Origin of the sequence: Variovorax paradoxus (assembly GCF_902712855.1) — a bacterium.
Lineage (GTDB): Bacteria > Pseudomonadota > Gammaproteobacteria > Burkholderiales > Burkholderiaceae_C > Variovorax > Variovorax paradoxus_Q.
Map to the genome: position 1 here is coordinate 4,613,836 of NZ_LR743507.1, position 25,283 is coordinate 4,639,118.

The 25,283-nt window shown below is 67.1% G+C and carries 14 protein-coding genes and 2 pseudogenes; 7 read left to right on the forward strand and 9 right to left on the reverse strand.

Annotated elements, in window-relative coordinates; genetic code table 11:
• Positions 1-103: 103 nt before the first annotated feature.
• From AACL56_RS21530 to AACL56_RS21560, 7 genes and pseudogenes are all read right to left on the reverse strand, one after another.
• The gene (locus tag AACL56_RS21530) at positions 104-1,627 is read right to left on the reverse strand and encodes a thioesterase domain-containing protein (protein WP_339092917.1); all 1,524 of its coding nucleotides are present in this window, start codon (positions 1,625-1,627) and stop codon (positions 104-106) included.
• A gap of 40 nt (positions 1,628-1,667) precedes the next feature.
• Positions 1,668-15,791 (reverse strand): annotated as a pseudogene (locus AACL56_RS21535) (non-ribosomal peptide synthase/polyketide synthase); the annotation flags it as partial.
• Positions 15,792-15,849: 58 nt separating this feature from the next.
• Positions 15,850-16,545 carry a 4'-phosphopantetheinyl transferase family protein gene (locus AACL56_RS21540; protein ID WP_339091838.1) on the reverse strand — a complete coding sequence of 232 codons (696 nt, stop codon included), beginning with the start codon at positions 16,543-16,545 and terminating at the stop codon, positions 15,850-15,852.
• On the reverse strand, positions 16,523-17,281 hold the full coding sequence (locus AACL56_RS21545) for a thioesterase II family protein (protein ID WP_339091839.1): 759 nt from the start codon (positions 17,279-17,281) through the stop codon (positions 16,523-16,525). Before AACL56_RS21545 ends, AACL56_RS21540 begins: the two co-directional genes overlap by 23 nt.
• Positions 17,281-17,532 (reverse strand): MbtH family protein, encoded by a 252-nt coding sequence (locus tag AACL56_RS21550; RefSeq protein ID WP_339091840.1) that lies wholly within the window; start codon positions 17,530-17,532, stop codon positions 17,281-17,283. The genes AACL56_RS21545 and AACL56_RS21550 overlap by 1 nt, the downstream gene beginning before the upstream one ends.
• Before the next feature lie 141 nt (positions 17,533-17,673).
• The gene (locus AACL56_RS21555; protein WP_339091841.1) at positions 17,674-17,925 is read right to left on the reverse strand and encodes a DUF4880 domain-containing protein; all 252 of its coding nucleotides are present in this window, start codon (positions 17,923-17,925) and stop codon (positions 17,674-17,676) included.
• A 53-nt stretch (positions 17,926-17,978) separates the two neighbouring features.
• Positions 17,979-18,503 (reverse strand): sigma-70 family RNA polymerase sigma factor, encoded by a 525-nt coding sequence (locus AACL56_RS21560; RefSeq protein ID WP_339091842.1) that lies wholly within the window; start codon positions 18,501-18,503, stop codon positions 17,979-17,981.
• A 291-nt stretch (positions 18,504-18,794) separates the two neighbouring features.
• Between AACL56_RS21560 and AACL56_RS21565 the strand changes: the two genes are divergently transcribed.
• The gene (locus tag AACL56_RS21565) at positions 18,795-19,628 is read left to right on the forward strand and encodes a plasmid replication/partition related protein (RefSeq protein ID WP_339091843.1); all 834 of its coding nucleotides are present in this window, start codon (positions 18,795-18,797) and stop codon (positions 19,626-19,628) included.
• 18 nt (positions 19,629-19,646) lie between these two features.
• Here AACL56_RS21565 and AACL56_RS21570 read toward each other — a convergent pair whose 3' ends face one another.
• Complete coding sequence (locus AACL56_RS21570) at positions 19,647-20,231, reverse strand: BPSL1445 family SYLF domain-containing lipoprotein (protein WP_339091844.1); 585 nt, start codon at positions 20,229-20,231, stop codon at positions 19,647-19,649.
• A 343-nt stretch (positions 20,232-20,574) separates the two neighbouring features.
• Between AACL56_RS21570 and AACL56_RS21575 the strand changes: the two genes are divergently transcribed.
• The 6 genes from AACL56_RS21575 (at position 20,575) to AACL56_RS21600 (ending at position 24,776) form a co-directional block, all read left to right on the forward strand.
• Entirely contained in the window at positions 20,575-21,339 is a 765-nt protein-coding gene (locus AACL56_RS21575) for a hypothetical protein (RefSeq protein WP_339091845.1), read from the forward strand.
• The gene (locus tag AACL56_RS21580) at positions 21,336-21,860 is read left to right on the forward strand and encodes a GTP-binding protein (RefSeq protein WP_339091846.1); all 525 of its coding nucleotides are present in this window, start codon (positions 21,336-21,338) and stop codon (positions 21,858-21,860) included. The genes AACL56_RS21575 and AACL56_RS21580 overlap by 4 nt, the downstream gene beginning before the upstream one ends.
• Positions 21,861-21,885: 25 nt before the next feature.
• Positions 21,886-22,269 carry a roadblock/LC7 domain-containing protein gene (locus AACL56_RS21585; RefSeq protein ID WP_339091847.1) on the forward strand — a complete coding sequence of 128 codons (384 nt, stop codon included), beginning with the start codon at positions 21,886-21,888 and terminating at the stop codon, positions 22,267-22,269.
• Positions 22,270-22,372: 103 nt separating this feature from the next.
• Complete coding sequence (locus tag AACL56_RS21590) at positions 22,373-22,732, forward strand: hypothetical protein (RefSeq protein ID WP_339091848.1); 360 nt, start codon at positions 22,373-22,375, stop codon at positions 22,730-22,732.
• Positions 22,733-22,931: 199 nt separating this feature from the next.
• A complete protein-coding gene (locus AACL56_RS21595; protein ID WP_339091849.1) occupies positions 22,932-24,182 on the forward strand; it encodes a DUF418 domain-containing protein in 1,251 nt (416 codons plus the stop codon).
• Positions 24,183-24,566: 384 nt separating this feature from the next.
• Positions 24,567-24,776, forward strand: coding sequence for a hypothetical protein (locus AACL56_RS21600; RefSeq protein ID WP_339091850.1), 210 nt, complete (start codon positions 24,567-24,569; stop codon positions 24,774-24,776).
• Positions 24,777-24,891: 115 nt separating this feature from the next.
• Here the strand turns inward: AACL56_RS21600 and AACL56_RS21605 are convergent.
• Positions 24,892-25,269 (reverse strand): annotated as a pseudogene (locus AACL56_RS21605) (HU family DNA-binding protein); the annotation flags it as partial.
• Positions 25,270-25,283 lie beyond the last annotated feature (14 nt).

Sequence of the window (25,283 nt, forward strand, 5' to 3'; positions counted from 1 at the left end):
GGCAAATCTCCTGCCATTGCTTCACGAAAAAGCGGCCTTCATTCCTGAAGGCCGCTTTTCTTTCAGCGCTGCACGCGGGTCTTCGCCCGCGCCCTCCTTCCGCCTAGGCGACCGCTTCTGCCTGTGCCAGGTGCCGCTTCAGGCTGCCGATCATTCGCGGGTGACGGATGATGCTCAGGTGATCCGCATCGGCAACGATCTCCGTCGACAGCACCGGGGCGCAGTCCGACCAGTTCCGCAGCACACCGGCTTCCTTGAGTGAGGCGTCGGCCAGGAAGACGTGCACGGGCGTGTCGATGCGTTCGTAGCGGCAGTGCCGCGCACGCATGCGCTTGTCGAGGCGGATCCACATCTCGCATTCGAGTGCTTCCTCGCCCGGACCGTCGAGCGGAAATTCGCGCTCGGCGAACAGCATCTGTTCGCGCACGAAGTCGTGCTCGGCCGGGTCCGTGCGTGCCAGGAGCTCGCGCCAGTGCCCGGCCATTTTCGAACGGGCCAGCCATGCGTCCAGCGCCTGCCCCGCCTGCGCCCGTTGCGCGTCGGTCAGGACGCGAGCCGGCTTCAGGGGATCGTTCTCGAAGACGTCGACCATTCCCACGAATTCGATCTCGACGCCGCGGCCCTGCAGCTGGCGCATGACCTCGAATGCAAGGTCTCCGCCCGATGACCAGCCAAGCAGCGAACAGCGGCCTTCCGGCGCGGTCGCGGCGATGAAGTCGACGTATTCGGCGGCGATGGCCCGGACGTCGAAGCCGCGCCAGCGATTCTTCGTGAAGACATGGCAGGCGAAGCCGTACACCGGCCTGTCTTCCCGCAGTGCCTCGGCCAGCGGCAGGAACTCGCGCGAATTGACCATCAGGCCCGGCAGGCAATAGAGCGGCGTGCCGGCGCCGGACGCATTGAGACAGACCGCGTTGTGGGCCTGCTCGAAACTGCGTCGCAGGCGCGTGGCCAGGTCCTTGAGCGACGCACTCTGCAGGATGTCGACGAGCGACAGGCCGCTCCCGCCAGGAACCCTGTCGCGAATGCGCGCAACGAGCTTGAGGCTGATGATGGAATCGCCGCCGAGTTCGAAGAAGTTGTCGTTGCGGCCCACGCGGGCCACGCCCAGCACTTCGGCCCAGATGGCCGCCAGCCCCTGCTCGACCTCGCCTTCGGGTGCCTCGTACGCCCTGTCGCTCGCGAACTCCGGCGCGGGCAGCACCTTGCGGTCCACCTTGCCGTTGGCGTTCAGCGGCAGGAAATCCAGCACCACGATGACACTGGGGACCATGTAGTCGGGCAGTGATTCGCCCAGGCGTTCGCGCAATGTGGCCGTGTCGATGTCCTTTCCTGAGACATAGCCCACCAGACGCGTGCCCGCAGGGCCCTCGTTGGCAACGACCACGGCTTCGCGCACTTCCGGCTGCGCTTGAATCTGCGCCTCCACCTCCCCCAGCTCGATGCGGAACCCCCGCACCTTCACCTGGTGGTCGATGCGACCCAGGTATTCCAGCTGACCCTCGTTGCTCCAGCGCACCAAGTCGCCCGTGCGGTACAGCCTGTTGCCGTTCTCGGTGGCAACGAAGCGCTCGGCCGTCAGCCCGGCTCGCTTCAGGTACCCCCGCGCCAGCCCCTCCCCACTCATACAGCTCCCCCGCCACGCCCACCGGCACCAGGCCCAACTGCCCGTCCAGCACCTGCATCCCCAGGTCCGGGATCGCGATGCCCACGGGGCTGCGCTGTTGACCCAGGTCCGCCTGCGTGATCCGCCGGTACGTCACATGCACCGTCGTCTCCGTGATCCCGTACATGTTGATCAGTTGCGGGCGCTCGTCGCCGAAGTGCGCGATCCAGGGCGTCAGCCTCTGCGGGTCCAGCGCCTCGCCCCCGAAGATCACCGTGCGCAGCGCCAGCTCTCCTTCGTAGGCCTGCGGCAGCGCCACCAGCTGTCCGAACGCCGAAGGCGTCTGGTTCAGCACCGTCACCCGCTGCGCGCGCAGCAGCTGCAGGAAGTCCTCCGGCGAGCGGCTCACCCAGAACGGCACCACCACCAGCTTGCCCCCGGTGCACAGCGCACCGAAGATCTCCCACACCGAGAAGTCGAAGGCGTAGGAGTGGAACATCGTCCAGACGTCGCTCTCGCCGAAGCCGAACCATGGGCCGGTCGCATCCAGCAGCCGCGTCACGTTGCGGTGGCACAGCTGCGCGCCCTTGGGCCGGCCCGTGGAGCCGGACGTGTAGATGACGTAGGCCAGGTTCTCGCCGTGCAGCGCAACGCGCGGGTCGGCATCGGACTCGAAGGACGTATCCAGCGTGTCCAGCGCCAGCACCTGCACCGCCTGCGCACCCGGCAGCGCCCCGAGGTGGCTCTGGGTGAGCAGCAGCTCGATGCCGCTGTCCCGGACCATGTAGGCCAGGCGGTCTGCGGGGTATTCCGGGTCCAGCGGCACGTACGCGCCGCCGGCCTTCAGGATCGCCAGCAGGCCCACCACCATCCCGATGGAGCGCTCCACCGCCAGGCCCACCCGGCTCTCGGGCTTCACGCCCAGGGCGATCAGGCGATGCGCCAGGCGGTTGGCGCGCGCGTTGAGTTCGCCGTAGCTCAGCGACGCGTCGCCGAAGGCCAGGGCCGGCGCGTGCGGATTCAGGTGCGCATGGCGCTCGATCCGCTGGTGGATCGCCTCTTCGCCGCCCTTCGGGCCATGCTCGCGCTGCAACCCCCATTGACCCAGTTGTGCACGCTCCGCTGCAGAGATCACCTCGAGCTCGCGGATCGGCTGTGCAGGATGCGTCGCCAGCGACGTCACGATGCCATCGACGGCCAGCTGCATCAGACCGCAGATGCGCCGCGCATCCACCGCTTCATGGATCTGTGCCACCAGTTCGAAGTCCTCACCGAGGTCATCGATCGACATGCCGAAAGGATAGTTCGTACGCTCCTGGCCGCCAAAGTCGTCCATGCCTTGCCAGGCGATGGCGATTTCTTCGCCTTCGGCAGCAGCCGGCTCCGGACTGTATCGGTAGTTCAGCAGCGCCGAGAACAGCGGCGTCCCCCCCGGCAACGCACTGCAGCGCTGCGCCAGCGACAGGTTCGCATGCTCGTGGTGCAGCAGCTGCGTGAGCGCGGCGTGCGTGTCCTTCACGCACTGCGCCACACCCCGCGCGCCGAGCTTCACCCGCAGCGGCAGCGTGTTGATGAACAACCCCAACGCCCGCTGCGCGCCCTCTCCGCCCTGCATCCGACCGAACAGCACCGTGCCGAACACCACGTCGTCCTTGCCCGTGGCCTTGGCCAGCACCAACGCCCATGCCAGGTGGAACAGCGTGGCTGCACTCACCCCGTGGCGTTGCGCCTCGCGCCTGATTTGCTGTGCGAGTTGAGGCTCGAGCCTGAGCCTTGCCTCTTCCACCCGAGTGCCGTCCCCCTGCACGTCCAGCAGGTTGAACGGTGCGGTCGGCTCGTCCACGTCCCACAGCATCTGCTTGAAGAAGGCCTCATGCTCCTGCTGGCTCACGCCCAGGCGAGCCTGCGCAACATAGTTTCTGAACGGCACCGGCTGCGGCAGTTCGTTCTGCCGGCCCTGCTGGATCAGCGAGATCTCCTCCACCAGGAAGTCCAGCGTCGTGTGGTCCAGCACCATGTGGTGGCTGGGCAGCTGCAGCAGCCAGCGCCCGCTCTCCTTGTCGTGTGCGGCCACCGCGCGGATCATCGGCGCCTGGCGCACGTCGATGCGGTAGTGGGCCGGGTCGACGCAGGCGTTCAGTTGGTCGGAGACATTCGTCGCCTGCGCGTCAGCCTGGACTTCCAGCCACTGCAGCTTCAGTTCCGCATGCCGGTGCACCACCTGCACGGGCTCCTTCAGCCCCTCCCACAGTACCGCGGTGCGCAGGATGTCGTGGCGGGCAATCACCTGGTTGAAGCTCTGCACGAAGCGCTCCAGCCGCTCCTTGCTGTCGAAGCCCAGCGCGTGCGAGGTGATGTACGCGTCTCCCTCGCTTTGCAGCAGGTGGTGGAACAGCATCCCCTCCTGCAGCGGCGCCAGCGGATAGATGTCCTGGATGTTCGAGGCACCGCCGGGAACGGCCGATTCGATGCGCCCGATCTGCGGCGCATCGAGCTCGATCAGCGTCAGCATCTCCGGCTCGATGGCCTCGCAGCCCTCGGGAATGCCGTTCGGGGGCACGACCACTTCGGCGTGACCCTGCTCCAGCGCCAGGGCCTGGGCGAAGGCCGCCAGCTGCGGGTGCTGGAACAGGGTGCGCACCTGCACGCGCCAGCCCCTGGCGCGCACGCTCTCCAGCAGGCGAAGCGCCAGCAGGGAATGTCCGCCGAGTTCGAAGAAGTTGTCGTTGCGGCCCACGCGGGCCACGCCCAGCACTTCGGCCCAGATGGCCGCCAGCGCCTGCTCGACCTCGCCTTCGGGTGCTTCATATGCCCTGTCGCTCGCGAACTCCGGCGCAGGCAGCGCCTTGCGGTCCACCTTGCCGTTGGCGTTCAGCGGCAGTGCATCGAGCACCACGATGACGCTGGGGACCATGTAGTCGGGCAACGATTCGCCCAGGCGTTCGCGCAATGTGGCGGTGTCGATGGTTTGGCCTGCATGGGGGGACACATAGCCCACCAATCGGTTGCCTGCCGGGCCATCATTGGCGACAACCACCGCCTCTCGCACCTCGGGCTGCCCCTGCAGCTGCGCCTCCACCTCCCCCAGCTCGATGCGGAACCCCCGCACCTTCACCTGGTGGTCGATGCGACCCAGGTACTCCAGCTGCCCTTCGTTGCTCCAGCGCACCAGGTCGCCCGTGCGGTACAGGCGCTGGCCGTTCTCCGTGGCAACGAAGCGCTCGGCCGTCAGCCCTGCGCGCTTCAGGTAACCCCTTGCGAGATTGATCCCACCCAGGTACAGCTCCCCCGCCACGCCCACCGGCACCTCGTTCAGGCTGCCGTCCAGCACGTACGCCTGCGTGTCGCTGATCGGCCGTCCGATCGGGACCTGCGTGCTGCCGTCGTCCCGGCAGGTCCACTGGGTCACGTGGATGGTCGTCTCCGTCGGGCCGTACAGGTTCTGCAGCGTCGCGCCGCTCAGGCGCTGCAGTGCCTCCTTCTGCGTGGCCGCAGGCATGGCCTCTCCACCGCAGATGATGTGCTTCAGGTTCGTGGTCTCCTCGATGCCCTCGTACGCCAGGAACGCCTGCAGCATCGAGGGCACGAAGTTCAGCGTCGTGACCTGGTGCTTGCGGATCAGCTCCACCAGGCGCACCGGGTCGCGGTGGTCTCCGGGGTTGGCAATGACCAGCCGGGCACCGGAGGTCAGCGGCCAGAACATCTCCCACACCGACACGTCGAAGCCGAACGGGGCCTTGTGCAGCACGGTGTCCGCGCCTTCGAGGGTGTAGAACGCCTGCATCCAGGCCATGCAGCTGTACAGCGCCGCATGCCGGATCGCTGCGCCCTTGGGGCGGCCGGTGGAGCCGGAGGTGTAGATGACGTAGGCGAGGTGTTCGCCGTGCAGTGCGACCTGCGGGTCGAGCGTCGATTCGGAGGCTGTATCGAGGGTGTCGAGCGCCAGCATCTGGAGCGAATCGGCGCCGGGAATCAGCGAGCGCAAATGGCTTTGCGTGAGCAGCAGTTCGATGCCGCTGTCCTGGACCATGTAGGACAGGCGGTCCGCGGGGTACTCGGGATCGAGGGGCACATAGGCACCACCCGCCTTGAGCACCGCCAGGATGCCCACCATCATCTCGGTGGAGCGCTCCACGCAGATGCCGACCAGCGTGTCGGGGCGAACACCCAGGGCGATCAGGCGATGGGCCAGGCGGTTCGCGCGGGTGTTGAGTTCCGAGTAACTCAGGGCTTCATCGCCGAAGACCAATGCCGGCGCCGAAGGCTTCAGTCTTGCATGCGCTTCGATCTGGCGGCGTACAGGCTGGGCGCCCTCGTGAACGCGATTGTTCTCGCTCCAGGCTGCAATCTGATGCATCTCCTGCGTGGACACGATTCCGAGTTCACAAGTGGGCTGTTGCGGCCGTTGAACCAGCGCCGTCACCACGCCCTCGATCGCTGCGAGCATGTAGCCGCACACGCGCTGCGCGTCGACGGATTCGTGGACCTGCGCCACCAGCTCGAAGCCCTTGCCCAGGTCGTCCACCGACATGCCGAAGGGGTAGTTGGTTCGCTCCGCACCGCCAAGCACCTCCAGGCCAGTCCAGGCGAGATTCGGCATCGCCTGTTGTTCCTGACTCTGCTCTTCCTCCGGCGTGTACCGGTAGTTCAGCAGCGCCGAGAACAGCGGCGTTCCCCCCGGCAGCGCACTGCAGCGCTGCGCCAGCGACAGGTTCGCATGCTCATGGTGCAGCAGCTGCGTGAGCGCGGCGTGCGTGTCCTTCACGCACTGCGCCACACCCCGCGCACCGAGCTTCACCCGCAGCGGCAAGGTGTTGATGAACAACCCCAGCGCCCGCTGCGCGCCCTCTCCGCCCTGCATCCGACCGAACAGCACCGTGCCGAACACCACGTCGTCCTTGCCCGTGGCCTTGGCCAGCACCAACGCCCATGCCAGGTGGAACAGCGTCGCTGCACTCACGCCGTGGCGTTGCGCCTCGCGCCTGATTTGCTGTGCGAGTTGAGGCTCGAGCCTGAGCCTTGCCTCTCCTACACGCGTGCCGTCCCCCTGCACGTCCAGCAGGTTGAACGGTGCGGTGGGTTCATCCACGTCCCCCAGCATCTGCTTGAAGAAGGCCTCATGCTCCGCCTGGCTCACGCCCAGGCGAGCCTGCGCAACATAGTTCCTGAACGGCACCGGCTGCGGCAGTTCGTTGTGCCGGCCCTGTTGGATCAGCGAGATCTCCTCCACCAGGAAGTCCAGCGTCGTGTGGTCCAGCACCATGTGGTGGCTGGGCAGCTGCAGCAACCAGCGCCCGCGCTCCTTGTCGTGTGCGGCCACCGCGCGGATCATCGGCGCCTGGCGCACGTCGATGCGGTAGTGGGCCGGGTCGACGCAGGCGTTCAGTTGGTCGGAGACATTCGTCCCATCAACTTCCAGCCACTGCAGCTTCAGCTCGGCCTGCCGGTGCACCACCTGCACGGGCTCCTTCAGCCCCTCCCACAGTACCGCGGTGCGCAGGATGTCGTGGCGCGCGATCACCTGGTTGAAGCTCTGCACGAAGCGCTCCAGCCGCTCCTTGCTGTCGAAGCCCAGCGCGTGCGAGGTGATGTACGCATCGCCCTCGCTTTGCAGCAGGTGGTGGAACAGCATCCCCTCCTGCAGCGGCGCCAGCGGATAGATGTCCTGGATGTTCGAGGCACCGCCGGGAACGGCCGATTCGATGCGCCCGATCTGCGGCGCATCGAGCTCGATCAGCGTCAGCATCTCCGGCTCGATGGCCTCGCAGCCCTCGGGAATGCCGTTCGGGGGCACGACCACCTCGACGTGGCCCTGCTCCAGCGCCAGCGCCTGGGCGAAGGCCGCCAGCTGCGGGTGCTGGAACAGGGTGCGCACCTGCACGCGCCAGCCCCTGGCGCGCACGCTCTCCAGCAGGCGCAGTGCCAGCAGGGAGTGGCCGCCCAGCTCGAAGAAGTTGTCGCTGCGGCCCACGCGGGCCACGCCCAGCACCTCAGCCCAGATGGCCGCCAGCGCCTGCTCGACCTCGCCTTCAGGTGCTTCATATGCCCTGTCGCTCGCGAACTCCGGCGCAGGCAGCGCCTTGCGGTCCACCTTGCCGTTGGCGTTCAGGGGCAGCGCATCAAGGACGACGATGACACTGGGGACCATGTAGTCGGGCAACGATTCGCCCAGGCGTTCGCGCAATGTGGCGGTGTCGATGGTTTGGCCTGCATGGGGGGACACATAGCCCACCAATCGGTTGCCTGCCGGGCCATCATTGGCGACAACCACCGCCTCTCGCACCTCGGGCTGCCCCTGCAGCTGCGCCTCCACCTCCCCCAGCTCGATGCGGAACCCCCGCACCTTCACCTGGTGGTCGATGCGACCCAGGTACTCCAGCTGCCCTTCGTTGCTCCAGCGCACCAGGTCGCCCGTGCGGTACAGCCTGTTGCCGTTCTCCGTTGCGATGAAGCGCTCGGCTGTCAGGCCCGCCCGCTTCAGGTAACCCCGCGCCAGATTGATCCCGCCCAGGTACAGCTCCCCCGCCACGCCCACCGGCACCTCGTTCAGGCTGCCGTCCAGCACATACGCCTGCGTGTCGCTGATCGGCCGTCCGATCGGGACCTGCGTGCTGCCGTCGTCCCGGCACGTCCAGTGCGTCACGTCGATGGCCGCCTCCGTCGGGCCGTACAGGTTGTAGAGCGCTGCCTGCGGCAGGCAGGCGAACACCTTGTCGCGCGCCTCCGCCGGCAGGGCCTCGCCGCTGCACACGATGCGCTTCAGGCTCGTGCACGCCCTTGCGTCCTCATAGGCCAGGAACGCCTGCAGCATCGAGGGCACGAAGTGCAGCGTGTTCACCTGCTGCTGCGTGATCAGCGCCACCAGTCGCGCCGGGTCCCGGTGGTCTCCCGGGTCGGCCACCACCAGCCTCGCGCCGTGCATCAGCGGCCAGAAGAACTCCCACACCGACACGTCGAAGCTGAACGGGGTCTTCTGCAGCACGGTGTCCGCCTCGCCGAGACGGTACGCCTCCTGCATCCAGGCCAGGCGGTTGAACAGCGAGCGGTGGCGGTTGGCTGCGCCCTTGGGACGGCCCGTGGAGCCGGAGGTGTAGATGACGTAGGCCAGGTTCTCGCCGTGCAGCGCGACCTGTGGATCCGCATCGGATTCGGCTGCCGTGTCGAGGGTGTCGAGCTCCAGCATCCGGAGCGAATCGACGCCGGGAATCAGCGCGCGCAAATGGCTCTGCGTGAGCAGCATCGCGATGCCGCTGTCCTCCAGCATGTACGCCAGGCGCTCCGCGGGATACTCCGGGTCCAGCGGCACGTACGCGCCGCCGGCCTTCACGATCGCCAGGATGCCCACCACCATCTCGATGGAGCGCTCCACCGCGATGCCCACCAGCACCTCGGGGCCCACGCCCAGAGAGATCAGCCGGCGAGACAGACGGTTCGCGCGTGCGTTGAGCTCGCCGTAGCTCAGCGTCTGCGCGCCGAACACCAGCGCGGGGGCAGCCGGGCGATGTTGCGCCTGGCGCTCGATCAGGCGGTGCACAGGCTCCATAGCGTCGTAGCGATGCGGGTTCTCGCTCCATGTCCGCAATTGATATTGCTCGGACAGCGCCATCAGCGTCACGTCACGCACCGCCTGGTGCGGCCGGTCGGCCAACGCTTCCAGCAGCGCCAGATAGTGCCCGGCCATGCGCGCGATGGTGCGAGGCTCGAACAACTCCTGCGCATAGCTGAAGCTCGCGCGCACGCTGCCGTCCGTGCTCTCGCTGGTCTCGAGCGTCAACTCGAACTGCGCCGATTGCGCTTGCAGGTCGCACTCCGTCAGCTCGAGGCCGGGAAGACCCTTCAACGCCTTCAGATCGCCACGCTGGTGGTTGAACATGACCTGGAAGAGCGGGCTCGCGCTCAGGCTGCGCTCGGGCTGCAGGGCCTCCACGAGTTGTTCGAACGGCAGGTCCTGGTGCGCCTGTGCGCCCAGGGCCGCGTCCCTGGCGCGCACGAGCACCTGCTGCAGGCTGTCGCGGCTGTCGAGCACGTTGCGCAGCACCTGCGTGTTGACGAAGAAGCCGATGACGCCTTCGGTCTCGGCACGATGGCGGTTCGCAATCGGCACGCCGATGCGGATGTCGTTCTCGCCCGTGTACCTGCCCAGCAGCACCTGGAACGCCGCGAGCAGCCCCATGAACAACGTGGCACCCTCGCCCTGCACCCGCTTGTGCAATCTGCGGACGAGATCGCGCGGCAGCTCGAGGCCGTAGCGCACTGCGCTGTAGCGGCCATCGGGCTTGCGTGCGTGGTCGGTCGGCAATTGCAGCACGGGCTGAGCGTCGCCCAGGTGCTGCTTCCAGTACGCGAGCTGGCGGTCGCGCTCGCCGGCTTCGAGCAAGTCGCGCTGCCATGCGGCGTAGTCGGCGTACTGGATCGGCAGCGGCTGCAGCGCCACCGCCTCGCCCCGCACGCGTGCGCTGTAGTGCGCCACGAACTCGTCGACGATGACCTGCATCGACCAGCCGTCGGACACGATGTGATGCATCACCACCACGAGAAGGTGCTCCTGGGGTGCAAGACGGATCAGGCCGACGCGCACGAGCGAGCCTTCGGACAGGTCGAAGGGCGTGCGGCTCAGGCGCAGCACCTCTTCGTTGCTGCGCGCCTCGCGCTGCTGCAAATCGCCCACCGCCGAGAGATCGAGCGACGCGACGTCGAGCGTGACGGCATCCCGGATCACCTGTTCGGCCAGGCCTTGCGCGCCGGTGCGGAACACGGTGCGCAGCGATTCGTGGCGCTGCACCAGCGCGTCGAAGCTCTCGCGCACGGCACTCACGTCGAGCGATCCCGAGAGCTTCAGCGCACCGCTGATGTGGTACGCCGTGCTCTGCGGGTCGAGCTGCCACAGGAACCACTGGCGCATCTGTGCATGGGACAGGGCCAGCGCGCCGTTGCGCTGCGCGGCCGCCAGCGCGGGGATCGAGGAGCTGTCCTCGACCTGATCGCCCCGGGCAGCGCGTGCGATGCGCGACAAGGTCTGGTGTTCGAACACCTGGCGGGGATTGAGCTGCACGCCGGCGCGGGCTGCGCGCGCGGTGACCTTCAGGCTGAGGATGGAATCGCCGCCGAGCTCGAAGAAGTTGTCGCTGCGGCCCACGCGGGCCACACCCAGAACTTCGGCCCAGATGGCCGCCAGCGCCTGTTCGACCTCGCCTTCGGGTGCTTCATATGCCGTGTCGCTCGTGAACTCCGGCGCAGGCAGCGCCTTGCGGTCCACCTTGCCGTTGGCGTTCAGGGGCAGTGCATCAAGGACGACGATGACACTGGGGACCATGTAGTCGGGCAGTGATTCGCCAAGGCGTTCTCTCAGGATCGCTGTGTCGATGCCTTGTCCTGAGACATAGCCCACCAGACGAGTACCTGCCGGGCCCTCGTTCGCGACGACCACCGCCTCCCTCACCTCGGCCTGCCCCTGCAGCTGCGCCTCCACCTCCCCCAGCTCGATGCGGAACCCCCGCACCTTCACCTGGTGGTCGATGCGACCCAGGTACTCCAGCTGCCCTTCGTTGCTCCAGCGCACCAGGTCGCCCGTGCGGTACAGGCGCTGGCCGTTCTCCGTGGCAACGAAGCGCTCGGCCGTCAGCCCTGCGCGCTTCAGGTAACCCCTTGCGAGATTGATCCCACCCAGGTACAGCTCCCCCGCCACGCCCACCGGCACCTCGTTCAGGCTGCCGTCCAGCACATACGCCTGCGTGTCGCTGATCGGCCGTCCGATCGGGACCTGCGTGCTGCCGTCGTCCCGGCAGGTCCACTGGGTCACGTGGATGGTCGTCTCCGTCGGGCCGTACAGGTTCTGCAGCGTCGCGCCGCTCAGGCGCTGCAGTGCCTCCTTCTGCGTGGCCGCAGGCATGGCCTCTCCACCGCAGATGATGTGCTTCAGGTTCGTGGTCTCCTCGATGCCCTCGTACGCCAGGAACGCCTGCAGCATCGAGGGCACGAAGTTCAGCGTCGTGACCTGGTGCTTGCGGATCAGCTCCACCAGGCGCACCGGGTCGCGGTGGTCTCCGGGGTTGGCAATGACCAGCCGGGCTCCGGAGGTCAGCGGCCAGAACATCTCCCACACCGACACGTCGAAGCCGAACGGGGCCTTGTGCAGCACGGTGTCCGCACCTTCGAGGGTGTAGAACGACTGCATCCAGGCCATGCAGCTGTACAGCGCCGCATGCCGGATCGCTGCGCCCTTGGGGCGGCCGGTGGAGCCGGAGGTGTAGATGACGTAGGCGAGGTGTTCGCCGTGCAATGCGACCTGCGGGTCGAGCGCCGGTTCGGAGGCTGTGTCGAGGGTGTCGAGCGCCAGCATCTGGAGCGAGTCGGCGCCGGGAATCAGCGAGCGCAAATGGCTTTGCGTGAGCAGCAGTTCGATGCCGCTGTCCTGGACCATGTAGGACAGGCGGTCTGCGGGGTACTCGGGATCGAGGGGCACATAAGCGCCACCCGCCTTGAGCACCGCCAGGATGCCCACCATCATCTCGGTGGAGCGCTCCACGCAGATGCCGACCAGCGTGTCGGGGCGAACACCCAGGGCGATCAGGCGATGGGCCAGGCGGTTCGCGCGGGCGTTGAGCTCCGAGTAACTCAGGGCCTCGTCGCAGAAGACCAATGCCGGCGCCGAAGGCTTCAGCCTTGCATGCGCTTCGATCTGCCGGTGTACAGGCTGGGCGTCTTCGTGAACGCGATTGTTCTCGCTCCAGGCCGACAGCTTTGCTCGCTCGGCTTCGCCGACCAGCGCCACGTCGCCCACCGCCAGCTCGGGTTGCGACGCCAACGCCTGCAGCACCGCCACGTAGTGACCCGCCATCCGCTTGATCGTCTCTCGGTCGAACAGCTCCGACGCATAGACAAAACCAAGCGTCACCCGACCTTCGGGCGTCTCGCGCGCTTCCAGCACCAGCTCGAACTGCGCCTCGCCGTCGGGCAGCGCGTAGTGCGTCACCTCGAGCCCGGGCAGCTGCGCCATCGCGCGATAGTCCTCCACAAGATGGTTGAACATCACCTGGAACAGCGGCGTCTGGCTCAGGCTGCGCTGCGGCTGCAGCGCCTCCACCAGTTGCTCGAACGGCAGGTCCTGGTGCGTCTGCGCCCCCATTACCGCCTCGCGCGCCTGCGCGACCACATCGGACAGCCGCATGCGTGCGCCGACCACGTTGCGCAGCACCAGCGTGTTGACGAAGAAGCCGACGACACCTTCGGCCTCGACCCGTCCGCGGTTGGCGACCGGCGCACCGACACGGATGTCTTTCATCCCCGTATGGCGATGCAGCAATGCCTGGAAGCCGGCCAGCAGCACCATGAAGAGCGTCGCGCCCTCCGGCGCGGCGGACTGGCGCAGATCGGCCAGCAGCGTCGCGGGCAGCTCCACGGTGTGCCGGGCGGCGCGGTGGCCGGTCTGCGCGGTGCGCGGACGGTCGGTCGGCAATGCCAGCACGGGATGCTCATCGCCGAGTTGCGCGCGCCACCAGGCCAGTTGCCGCCCGGCTTCGCCGGCGGCAAGCCACCCGCGCTGCCACACGGCATGGTCGACATACTGGATGCGCGCGGCGGCACGGCGTTGCGTGCTGCCTTGCAGCCGCGCGGCATAGCCGGCCGCAAGTTCGTCGAGCAGCACCTGCATCGAGGCGCCGTCCGAGATGATGTGGTGCATCACCAGCACGAGCACGTGCTCGGTGTCCGAGAGCCTCAGCAGCGCGACGCGCACCAGCGGTCCTTGCGTCAGGTCGAAAGGCGTGTCGTGAAGGCGCCGTGCCTCGTCCGCTGCATGCGCTTCGCGTTCGCCGGGCGCGAGGTGCCGCAGGTCCACCAAGGCCAGCAACGGTGCCCACGACGCGCTGACCAGTTGCTCGGCGGTGCCGTCCGCGCCGGCCAGGAACACGGTACGCAGCGATTCATGGCGCGCAGCGAGGTCTTCGAAAGCCGCATGCATCGCGGCGGCGTCGAGCACACCCGAAAGACGCAGCGCGCCGCTCATGTGGTACGCCGTGCTCTGCGGCGAGAGCTTCCAGAGGAACCACTGGCGTTCCTGCGCGTGCGACAGCGGCAGGGGCTGCAGGCGCCGCTCGGCGGACAGCGGCTCGATCGCCACACCAGGCGCACGCGCCGGGTTCGCGATGCGGCCGCGCACGGTGTCGGCGCAGGCATTCAGCCGCGGTTGCTCGAACAGGTCGCGGATGCTGAAGTCGATGTTCCAGCGGTGCGCGATGCGCGCTGCCACTTGCACTGCCGCGAGCGAATTGCCGCCCGAGGTGAAGAAATGCGCGTCGGGCGCCAGCGCATGCGCGGCGAGCCGGCGCAACACTTCACTCCAGATGTCGGCCACCGCCTGCGCGACATCGTCGAGCACCGGTGCGTCGGCCGGCGCCGCGGCTGCGCCACCGCCGAACGTGAAGGTGCCATGCTCATGGATCGCGTAGGCGTCGAGGCTGCGCGCGGCAAGCCCGGCGCGGCAGGCCTGGCGCTGCAGCTTGCCGCTCGATGTCTTGGGCAGCGCGCCCGGGTTCAGCAACACCACGGCAGCCGGCGCTTCGCCGAACAGCTCGCTGACCGCGGCGCCGAGCGCCTCGACCAGCACATGCGGCGCGACGAGTTTCTGCATGCTGCGCGACACCTCGGCGGCCACGCCAATGCCCTCGCCCTGCGGCCCCGTCACCGCGAACGCGGCGACGCGCCCCTTGCGCACGGCTTCGACCTCGGCTTCGACGGTGCGCTCGATGTCCTGCGGGTAGATGTTGTGGCCGCGGACGATGATCAGGTCCTTGATGCGGCCGGTGACGTAGAGCTGCCCGTCGCGCTGGAATCCAAGGTCACCGGTGCGCAGCCAGCGCCGGCCTTCGTGCTCGGCGAAGGTCTCGCGTGTGGCCTCGGGCTTGCCCCAGTAGCCGGCGCAGACGCTCGGACCGGCGACCCAGATCTCTCCGACGCTGCCCGCGCCCAGCGCAGCCAGCGATTCCGGATCGGTGATCCGCACTTCGTGTTTCCCGGGCACCGCGCCGCAGCCGACCAGCAGGGTGGCGTCTGCGCCCTCCGCGCCTTCTTCGGCCTCGATGCCCTCGCCGCGCGCGAGCGCGTCGGCTGAGAAGCGGCGCGCGACCAGCCCGCCGCCGCGCTTGCCGCCAGTGACGAAAAGCGTCGCTTCCGCGAGCCCGTAGCACGGGTACGCAGCCCCGGGATCGAAGCCTGCAGCGGCGAAGCGCTCGATGAATTCGGTTTCGGTGTCCGCGCGCACCGGTTCGGCACCGGTGTAGGCCACGCGCCAGGACGACAGGTCGAGCCCCGCGAGCCGCGAACCCTTCACCCTATCGAGGCACAAGCGGTATGCGAAGTCGGGGCCGCCGCTCAAGGTGGCGCGATGGCGCGAGATGAGCTCGAGCCAGCGCACCGGGCTTTCGAGGAAGTAGCGCGGCGAGGTCAGCACCAGCGGAATGCCGCTGTACAGCGGCTGCATCAGCCCGCCGATGAGGCCCATGTCGTGATAGAGCGGCGCCCACGACATGAACTTGTCGTCCGGACCGATGCCCATGCCGTCGCGGATGGCGCGCTCGTTGGCCATGAGGTTGCCGTGCGTCACGATCACGCCCTTGGGCGCCGAGGTGGAACCCGACGTGTATTGCAGAAACGCGGCGTCGTCCGGCGCAGGCGACGACGGCATCCAAGCGTCGGCGAGCGCGAGATCGACTGCGTCGACGGCGATCACGGAGGCCTGCGCGAACGACGCGGCAGCGCCGTCCATCGCGGCCAGCATCGCCGACGAAGTGAGCACGCAACCGGCCTGCGAGTCTTCGGCAATGCCGGTCAGGCGCGACAGGTGCTGGGGTCGCATCGATTCCGGCGGGAACACGGGCACGGCGATCACCCCGGCGTAGAAGCACGCCAGCATGCTCACGGCGTAGTGGTCGTCGTTGTCCAGCATGACCAGCGCACGATCGCCCTTCGCGAACTGCTGCTGCAGGAATGCCGCGAGCGCACGCACGCGCGACTCGAAGACGGCGTAGCTGACCTGCTTCTCGAAGTACGCGCCGTTCGCTTCTCCAGCCACGGTGAGCCACACGTCGTCGGGCCGCGCCTGCGCCAGTACGCGAAGATGCTCGACGAAGTTCGCGGACACGGGGTGTCCCTGGTTCGGCGCAGCTGTGGTTGTCGTTGTGCGTGCCATCTCGCTCACTCCAGAAAATTTGACGGGTCGCCGCCGGCCTGCGGCCGTCGGCGTTCACTCATGCGGACGCCTGGGTGCGCCAGGCCAATGCCGCCGCGTAGCCCGCGGGTGCAGGCAGCGCGATGGCGGTGAAGCCGGACCAGCCGGGCACGGTGGAAGCGATGGACAAGGCCCCACTCGCCAGCGGATGAATTCCGACGCACAGCAGGTGCTCGGCCACGCCGACGCCGACGGCCTTCAGCAGCGCCTCCTTGCCGACCCAGCGCAGGTAGAGGGCCTGCAACGGATCGGCCGCGCCGCGCACCTCGCGCGACTCCTGCGCGGTGAATGCCAGCTCGTACAGGGCCTCGGCATCGATGTCGGCGCGGCACTGTTCGATGTCGACACCCACCTCGCTCACCTCGCGGCCGTCGGCCAGCACGATGAGCGCGTGCCCGCCCGAATGCGACACGTTGAACAGCGGCGCATTGCCGGCTGCATCGACGAAAGGCTTGCCGTGCACACCGGACTGCAACGGCACCTCGCAGGGGCCGCAACCCAGGCGGCGCGCCAGCAGGCGGCGCGTGGCGGCGCGAACGGACGCGAAGCGCACCCGATCGGCGCGCCGCGCGAAGCGGCATGCACGTTCGCGCTCGAGGCTCGAGAGCACGGCCCAGCCGTCGCGGTCGTGGTCTGCATCGCGCGTCAGGTCGAAATCCAGGCGATAGACCTCCATGCCCGCGGGCAAGGCCTCATGCAACTGCATGGGATGCATGCCGCCCTCCGGCCAGTGCCTGGCCCACGCGCCGCACCAGCGCGTCGAGGAACGCGGCCTCGCGCTGCCTGATGAAGAAGTGGCCGCCATCGAACCAGTCGAGCGTGAACGCATCGCCGGCATGCGAGGACCAGGCTTCCATGCGCGGCACGTCGATGTCGTCCTGGCGGCCTGCAAAGACATGCACCGGCATCGGCAGCGGCAGCGGCGCATCGGACACGCGCGCGTCGTACGAGAAGCTCTCGCAGACCCGGTAGTCGGCGCCCAGCGTATCGAGGGTGATCCGCATGAGCTCCGCACTGGCGAAGACCTCTTCGGGCGTGCCGCCCTGCTTGCGCAGGTCGGCGGTCAGCGCAGCGTCGTCGTGCGTATCGGGAAGGCGCCCAGGGTCGCGCTGCGAGGGCGCCGAACTGCCCGAGGCAAGCAATGCGAGCGGCAGCGGCAAGCCCCGCGCACGCAACCGCTGCGCCACGCCGTAGACCAGCAGCGCACCCATGCTGTGGCCGAAGAGCATGAAGCGGCCCCGCAGCGCAGCGGCCTGCTCGGTGCAGATGCGTGCGACCAGCGCATCGAAGTCTTCGACGAAGGCTTCGCCCATGCGCGTACCGCGACCCGGCAGCTCGATGGGCACGACCTCGATCCAGCGCGGCAGCAACGGCCGCCAGCGCATGTACATCGTTGCGCTGGCGCCCGCGCATGGCAGGCACAGCAGCGAAACCCTCTCCGGCACGCTCATCAGCCGGCTGCGGCTTCTGCGGAAGGCGCGGCCTCCTGTGCCGCCATCCAGTCGCGAAGCGACTTGGGGCGCATGTCGGTCCAGGTCTTCTCGACGTATTCGAGTGCGGTCTTCTTGTCGCCCTTGATGCCGTCGATGGCCTTCCAGCCGCCGGGCACGGCCTTCCAGTGAGGCCAGATGGAATATTGGTCTTCGTGATTGACCAGGACGATGAAGGTTTCGTCTTCGCGGTCGAAGCAGCTGGTAGACATGGCGAGCCCTTGTGCAGTTGATCTGGGGAAGCGCTCAGGGAACGAGGCTGGCAGGCAGCCGTTACCGGATTGCTGCGCTTCTGATCAACATGACGGTTCAGGCGCGAATCTGTTCACCCCGTTGCGGGGTTGTCGCAGAGATCAGGCGTCTTCTTGGGACGACGGCCTGGCCTGCGACTTCTTCCAGGCCTCCACGTCGACGACCGGCGGCACGAGGCCCGCGAGCAACCACAGGCGCGCAGCCTTGTCGTAGGCTTTTCGATGAAGCGGGTCGGCAAGCAGCCACGTCACCAGCTCGACACGTGCGGCCTCGTCGAAGCCTTCGCGGTCGTGCTCGCGTCGCACCCACGCCCATGCGGCGCGCCAAACGGGATCGTCCTGCTCTTCGGTCATGCGTGTATGGGTTTTTACCTTACACCCATGCGCGCGAGGACGCCAGCCGCGCGTCAGTCCTTGATGAGATGGCGCATCGCGCCGATGGCTTCGTCAGCTTCGGCGATGAGGCGATTCACGAGCCCCAGCGCGCAACCGAGCTGGGCCGCGATATCGCGCTGCGTGAGGCCATCGAGGCGATAGAGCTGGAATGCGACACGGGTTCGCGCGGGCAACTGCGACAGAGCCTGCTCGATCAGGCTGACCACCTGGCGGTCGCGCATCACAGTGTCCGGCGCCGGCGGACCGGGGACATCGACCGTTTCCACGTCGATGTCGAAGGTGCGGTAGGTCGCTTCGAGCGATTGCCGCCGGCAATGGTCGAGCGCCAGGTTGCGCACCACCTGGCAGCAGTAGCCCATGGGCTTGTCGATCTTGCGGTCGCAGGCTCCGTCGGCAATGCGAAGGTAGGCGTCCTGCACGACGTCGTCCGCGAGTTCGGTGGTGCGCACGATCCGGCGGGCAACATGCCAGAGCTGGGCGCGGTTGGCGACGAATATATCTCCCAGCGAAGACTCGGAGGCAGTGAATGACAGCATGTTTGAACAACTCCAGATGGGGCCCCGGCGTCGAAATTCGAAATGGCGCACACAAGGCGCATTGGCGTGAATGCAGCCCATCCAGATCAGGCGAGGGCTGCATATGAAATAAGAATCATTACTATTTGAGAACGGATGACGCCGCCATTTCGCGATGTCTCTGCTCATATAGACGTTCAGCCGCACCAAACAGAGACACGCACCAAGGCCAGCGAAGTTGCAAGACGTATCTGCCTTGGCACAGGCAACTAAAATCCCGCCCCTTTGCCTGCTTCCTTCGTCCCCAGCCTCATGAACATCGTCGTCAACGAAGACCTCAAAGCCTATATCGATCCCCTGACGCCGGAGGAATACGAAGCGCTCGAACGCAGCATCCTGGCCGAGGGCTGCCGCGATGCGCTGGTGCTATGGGGCGAGGTGCTGGTGGACGGCCACAACCGCTACGGCATCTGCCAGAAGCACGGACTGCCTTTCCAGACGGTGCAGAACACGCGGTTCAAGTCGATCGACGACGTGCACCTCTGGATGATCGACCAGCACCTAGGCCGGCGCAGCATTTCCGACTTCCTGCGCGGCGTGCTGGCGCTGCGCAAGAAGGACATCGTCGACCAGCAGCGCGCCCGCACCGCGACGCAGTCGACCTCGTCTTCCGATGCCGCGCACGATCCGTCCGACCCGCCCTTCGACGTCGATCCTCCCGCCGACGGCAGCACCACCGCCGTGCCGCCGCCCGCGCCGTTGAACAGCCGTGAAGCCATTGCCCGCGCGGCGCGGCTGAGCAGCAATCAGGTAGGAATGATCGAAAGGATCCAGAAGCAGGCCGCGCCGGAACTGGTGGCTGCCGTGAAGTCGGGCGTAATTTCGATCAACACCGCAGCCGCGGTGGCCACACTGCCGGCCGAGCAGCAGGTTTCCGCCGCGATCGCCGGCAAGGACGAACTCAAGCAGGCTGCCAAGCGCGTGCGTGAATCGAAGAAGAAGCAGCGCGATGAGTCGCATGACGAGCCGGGGGCGGAAGCAACCGACCCGGTGAAAGCGCTCGAACAGCGCGTGGCCGAACTCACGGCCGAGAACGACACCCTGCGCAAGCAGGTGGCCGAGCTGCGAGCGCAGCTCGGCCAGTGAAGCGTCAGGCCGAAACGGCTAGAGCTGGATCTCGGTGATCTTCGAGCCGGAGAGCGAGACACCGGCTTCGAGCCCGATGTTCGTCATCACGAACCCCACCACCGGCTGGCGCAGCGTATTGGTGTCGATGCTGCCGTTGGCGCCGATGGTCGCCAGCGCCACTGTGGCATCGGCGCCGGCAGTCCAGCCCTTGCTGTTGCGGAACTTGTCCAGCGCTGCTTGCGTGGTGAACAGGTAGATCACCGCCTTCGACTGCGCGCCGGCCTGGAATCCGACCGATCCGGCCGTCGTGCTGTAGTAGGACTGCGTGCGCCCGTTCACGCGCAAGGCGCCGCGGCCGTATTCGGCGCCGACGCCGAGGCTGCCCCCTACTACCGCGGGAAACACCAGCACCCCGCTCGAACGCGCGACCAGTTCGCGCGATCCCTTCACGGAGTCATAGAGCTTGGACAGCGAGGCATCGACCTGCGCGTCGATGGAGCTTCGTGACGTGGCGGCACTGGCCTGGTCCTGCGGTCGCGTCGTCGTACAGCCGACAAAAGCCAGGCTGCATGCTGCAACAGCGGCCGAGAGCGCGAGGGTTCGAAAGTTCGTGGCTTTCATGACGGAATCCTTTGCAAAGAACGTGAATCGGCGAAGAAAACCTGCCTTTGTCTGCCGCCGGCGGCAGATGCATCGATGCTAGGACCGGAAAACCGGACTGCGACATGCAGGAGAACTCGGCCTACGAGAAGACAAGATGTCCGCCAACACGCCGCAAACTTCGGTTCGTAATCTTGTGTTTTTATTTGCAACAAGTGTTATATTTTTAGTGCCAGCGATCCAGATAGTCTTGTATTACTAACTTCGGGCGTGCCTTGAAGCATGCCCCGAAGTCCAGCCAGGGGAGCCCTGAGTTGCAATCCGAACGGCATTCACGCCCAAAGTTGGTGCTATTGGAGTCGGCATGACGACCGCTGCCCAGCCTGCCCCAAAGGGCCAGCGCGCCTTGCTGAGCTTCAGCGTCGAAGGCCTTCCGCCGCGCGAAGAACTGCTGTTCAAGTCGCTGGTCCGCCTGCTCGATCACCGCACCCATCAGCACTGGGCCTGGAAAGCCGGCGAAGCCGACCTGCGAGTGGTCGGCGAGCAAATGCCTCCGCCCACCGGCGCGCCGGCCGTGCCAGTGCTGGCGGTGGGTCAGGTCGATCCGCAGCGCGGGGGCCATTTCCTGGCACTGCCGCTGCATGCCGATGCGCTCGAGCAGACGCTCAACCGCCTGGGCGCCATGGTCGTGCACGCCCGCGGGCTGGGGCTGGTTGCCATCGAGGCTGGGCCGGGCGAGGACGACGCGTTCCGCCTGCTGCGCTGGCCGCCTGCTGCGCTGCTCGAAGCGCCGCACCGCATCCGCCTGGCCACCCTCATGACCGGCCGGCCGACCTCGCTGGGCGTGCTGCGCCAACGCTCGGGCCGCGCCACCCAGGAGTGCCTGGACTTCATCGCCGACCTGCGCCGCAGCGGCCTGCTCGAGAACGTGGCCGAACCTGCGCAGGCAGGCGGCTTTGCAACTTCGATCTTTCCCTCTTCGCTTTTTCCCGACTCTCTTTTCCCGGGCAGCACCGGGCCTGACAGTCGCCCCGCGCCTTCGCGCCAGGCACTGCGCGAAACCGTGCAGCCCGGCCTCCTGGCCCGCATCCGCAACCGCCTCGGCCTGCTGGCCCCAGGTCCCCGATGACCGTCGAACACAAGATCCTCTTCACCGGCACCATGGGCGCCGGCAAGACCACCGCCATCGGCGCCGTCAGCGAGATTCCGCCGGTGAGCACCGACGTGCGAAACAGCGACACCTCGGTCGCCAAGGCCACGACCACGGTCGGGCTCGACTACGGCGAGCTCACGCTCGACAACGGAGAGAAGCTGCGGCTGTACGGCACGCCAGGGCAGATGCGCTTCGACTTCATGTGGCGCATCCTGGCGCGCGGCGCACTCGGCCTGGTGATCCTGGTCGACAACAGCCGGCCCGACCCGCTGGCCGACCTCGACGTCTACCTCGACGGCTTCTCGGAGCTCATCGCCACCACCGCATGCGTCGTGGCTGTGGGACGCATGGAAACACATCCGCAGCCCGACATCGACGCCTACGCGCGGCGTGCCGAGGCCAGGGGCGTGCTGTGTCCGGTGCTCCCGGCCAACGTGACCGACCCCCAGCAGGTCGTCCAGTTGCTGGAACTGCTCCTTCTTCAACTCGAGGCCTGATCTTTTTCGTCCATTTCGAGCACCCATGAACATCACCCCCAAGATCAAGCTCGCCGCCGAATCCGCCATCGACACGCTGATGCGCGAAATCAAGGGAGTGAAAGCTGTCGTCATCTCGACCGAAGACGGCCTCGAGCTCGCTGCCCGCGTCGAGAACACCGCGCAGGTGGCGCGGCTGTCGGCCATTGCAAGCTCGCTGGCCGCACTGGGTGCCGTCGCCGGGGAAGAAAGCGATCTCGGCGACTGCGACAACGTGACCATCGAGGCCACGCACGGCCACATCCTGATGCTGCAGGCGCGCCATCCGGAGGTCACGCTGATCATGAGCGTCGTGGCCGGCAAGGAAGCCATCATCGGCCAGGTCCTGTACTTCGCGAAGCAGGCAGCGCTCGCGCTGCAGCACGCCTGAGGCCGCCATCCGGCAGCGCCGCACCCGCTCGACACCGGCAGCCGCTCGTCTCTTCGCCCGGGCGGCTGCAGACTCCAAGGGCGAGGCACTACGAAAGATCTCGATGGCAAATATCAAGCAATCCATGGACGACCTGATGACCTGCGACGGTGCGTTGTGCGCGGCGCTGGTGGATTCGAGCAGCGGCATGATCCTGGGCCAGATCGGGTCGGGCGTCGACCTCGAAGTGGCGGCCGCCGGCAACACCGAGGTCGTGCGCGCCAAGCTGCGCACCATGCGCGACCTGGGGCTGAACGACGTCATCGAGGACATCCTCATCACGCTCGGCAGGCAGTACCACATCATCCGGCCGATGCAGAAGAAGGAAGGCCTGTTCGTCTACCTGGTGCTCGACAAGGCCAAGTCGAACCTCGCGTTGGCACGCCGCAAGGCGCTGGACGTCGAGCAGAACATGACGCTCTGAGCGCCGACGCGCCGATGCGCGGGAGGGCGACAGGCGTAGAGCCGGTCGCGCGTCGCAATGTTCGTGCAATGCGGATTCATAGCATCGCAGGTCCGTGGCGGGCGCCCTGTGGTCGCCCGCCCTTCGGCACCCGACCCTGCGCACCCTGATGACACTCGATCCCGCAAGGCTGCCCCGCTATTCGACTGCAGGCGGCTCGTTGAATTCCTTGAACACCATTGCGCACGTTGCGATCGCGTCGCCAGCGCCCGCCGCACGGCGCCTTGAACTGCTCGACGCGTTGCGTGGTTTCGCACTGCTCGGCGTACTGCTGGTCAACCTGCGCAGCTTCTCCCTGTACGAGTTCATTTCTCCGTCGCAGCGCGACGCGCTGCCCACCGCGGCTTGGGACCGCGTGATCGCGCTGGCAATGGAACTGCTGGTCGACGCAAAGTCGATCACCCTCTTCACCCTGCTCTTCGGGGCCGGCTTCGCTATGCAACTGAATCGGCGCGACGCGACTTTCGGTTCACGCACTCATGTCATGCGCCTGCACGCCCGACGCATGCTGGTGCTGCTCGCGATCGGCCTGGTGCACGCCTATCTCTTCTGGTGGGGCGACACCCTGCGCTGCTACGCGTTGCTCGGCCTGATGCTGCTGGCGTTCACGAAGCTGTCGCCGCGCACGCTGGCCGTGCTTGGCATCGGCACTGCCGTGGTGCTCCCGGTGCTGCTTCAGCCGTGGCTGCCGGGGCTGCTGCCCACGCAGGCTACCCGGATGCAAGCCTCTGCAGCGGCATGGAGCGCCTTCGTCAGCGGCGACTGGGCGACGATGCTGCAAGGCAATCTGGCGCGCGACAGGCACATGCGCGTCGCCGTGTGGTCGCTGCCGCTGCTCGTGCTCGGTGGGCTGCTGATCGGCATGGCGATCGGGCGCGCCGGAGTGCTGCAGGAATCGATCGTGCATCGGCGCTTCTGGATTCGGATGCTGCGCGCGAGCGTCGGCACGGGCGTGGCCGCTGCCGTGCTGCTCGTGCTCCGGGACCACAACGGCACCGGCGCGGTGGCCGAATGGCTGCGCGAAGGTGCAGGCGTGCCGCTGGCCCGACTGCTGCAGGAGGCGGCGCCGCTGGCGCAAGGCCTGTTCTACATGTCGGCCTTCGTGCTGCTGTTCCAGCAAGCCGCCTGGCGCCATTGGCTGCGCAGGTTGGCGCCCATGGGCCGCATGGCACTCACCAACTACATCGCACAGACACTCTTCGGACTCGGCCTGTTCTATGGCGTCGGCCTGGGCCTCGGGCCGCAGTTCGGACTTGTCGGCGTCTTGCTGTTCGGAGTCGCGATGTTCGTGCTGCAGGCGCTGTTCAGCTGCTGGTGGCTGGGGCGCTTTCGCTTCGGGCCAGCAGAGTGGGTATGGCGCAGCCTGGCTTACGGCAAGGCGCAGCCGATGCGCCTGGTGTCGGTCGCTTGAGGCGACCGCGCACTCGACGACATCGGGGAAGCGCAGGGAAAGGTGTGGGCCGTGTGGCACGACGGGTGCTGACATCGTCCTCTCATCGCCGCGGAACGCCTGACAGCGCTGCTGGTCGGGGTGAAGTTGTCGCTGCGCTTGTTCAGGGAGTCGCTTGTCGCCGCGCTTCGTTGACGCTCGCGTCGTTGCCTACCAAGGACTCTGGAGCCTCATCACACAAGGCGCCCCCGGGGCGCGGGTGACCCGATGCGTCTTCATGGCCTTAGCAGCAAACAGACCTACACACATCGTCGCGGCCCGATGACCCGGCATCGCCGCAGGCCGTGTAAGCTGGGCACCGAGCGATATTCCAGCACCCCGACCATCGAACCCCGAGGAACGCCTATGCCAGCCAATGCGAAAGTGACCGGAGACGTCGAGTACAGAGCCGGCGACGGCCCCCTGATTCTTATCCCCAGAGGACCGATCGAGATCCAGCTTGCGCCCGACAGCGCCGTACTGAGCTGGGGTGACGGCGGCAGCGCACAGACGACGGCGATACCGATTGCCGAGTACCAGCGTTTTCTCAGCGAAGGCGTGATCGAACCCGATTGAGCTTGCCGGCTGCTGTGTCACGGCAGCTCCAAAGAAAAACGGCCCCGAGGGGCCGTTTCTGCTTTGGTGCACGCGCGGCCGGCGAGGCCGCGGCACGTGTCGTCACTGTCAGCTATTACTTCTTCTTGGCAGCCGCCTTCTTGGCGGGGGCGGCCTTCTTCGCTGCGGGCTTGGCTGCAACAGCCTTGCTGTCGGCCTTGCGCTTCGCAGCCTTGGGGTCCACAGCCGCCTTGAAGGCAGCGCCCGGCACGAACTTCGGCACTTTCTGTGCAGCGATCTTGATCTTGGTACCAGCGCTGGGGTTAAAGCCCGAACGTGCGGCGCGAGCAACTTGCTTGAAGGTGCCGAAGCCGACGATCTGCACGGGGTCACCCTTCTTCACTGCAGCGACGATCGAGCTGGTGACAGTCTCGAGGATGCGCGCGGCTTCTGCCTTGCTGAGGTTGTGAGCGGTGACGATTTTTTCGACGAGTTCGATGCGGTTCAACTGAGTTTCCTGATAGGTTT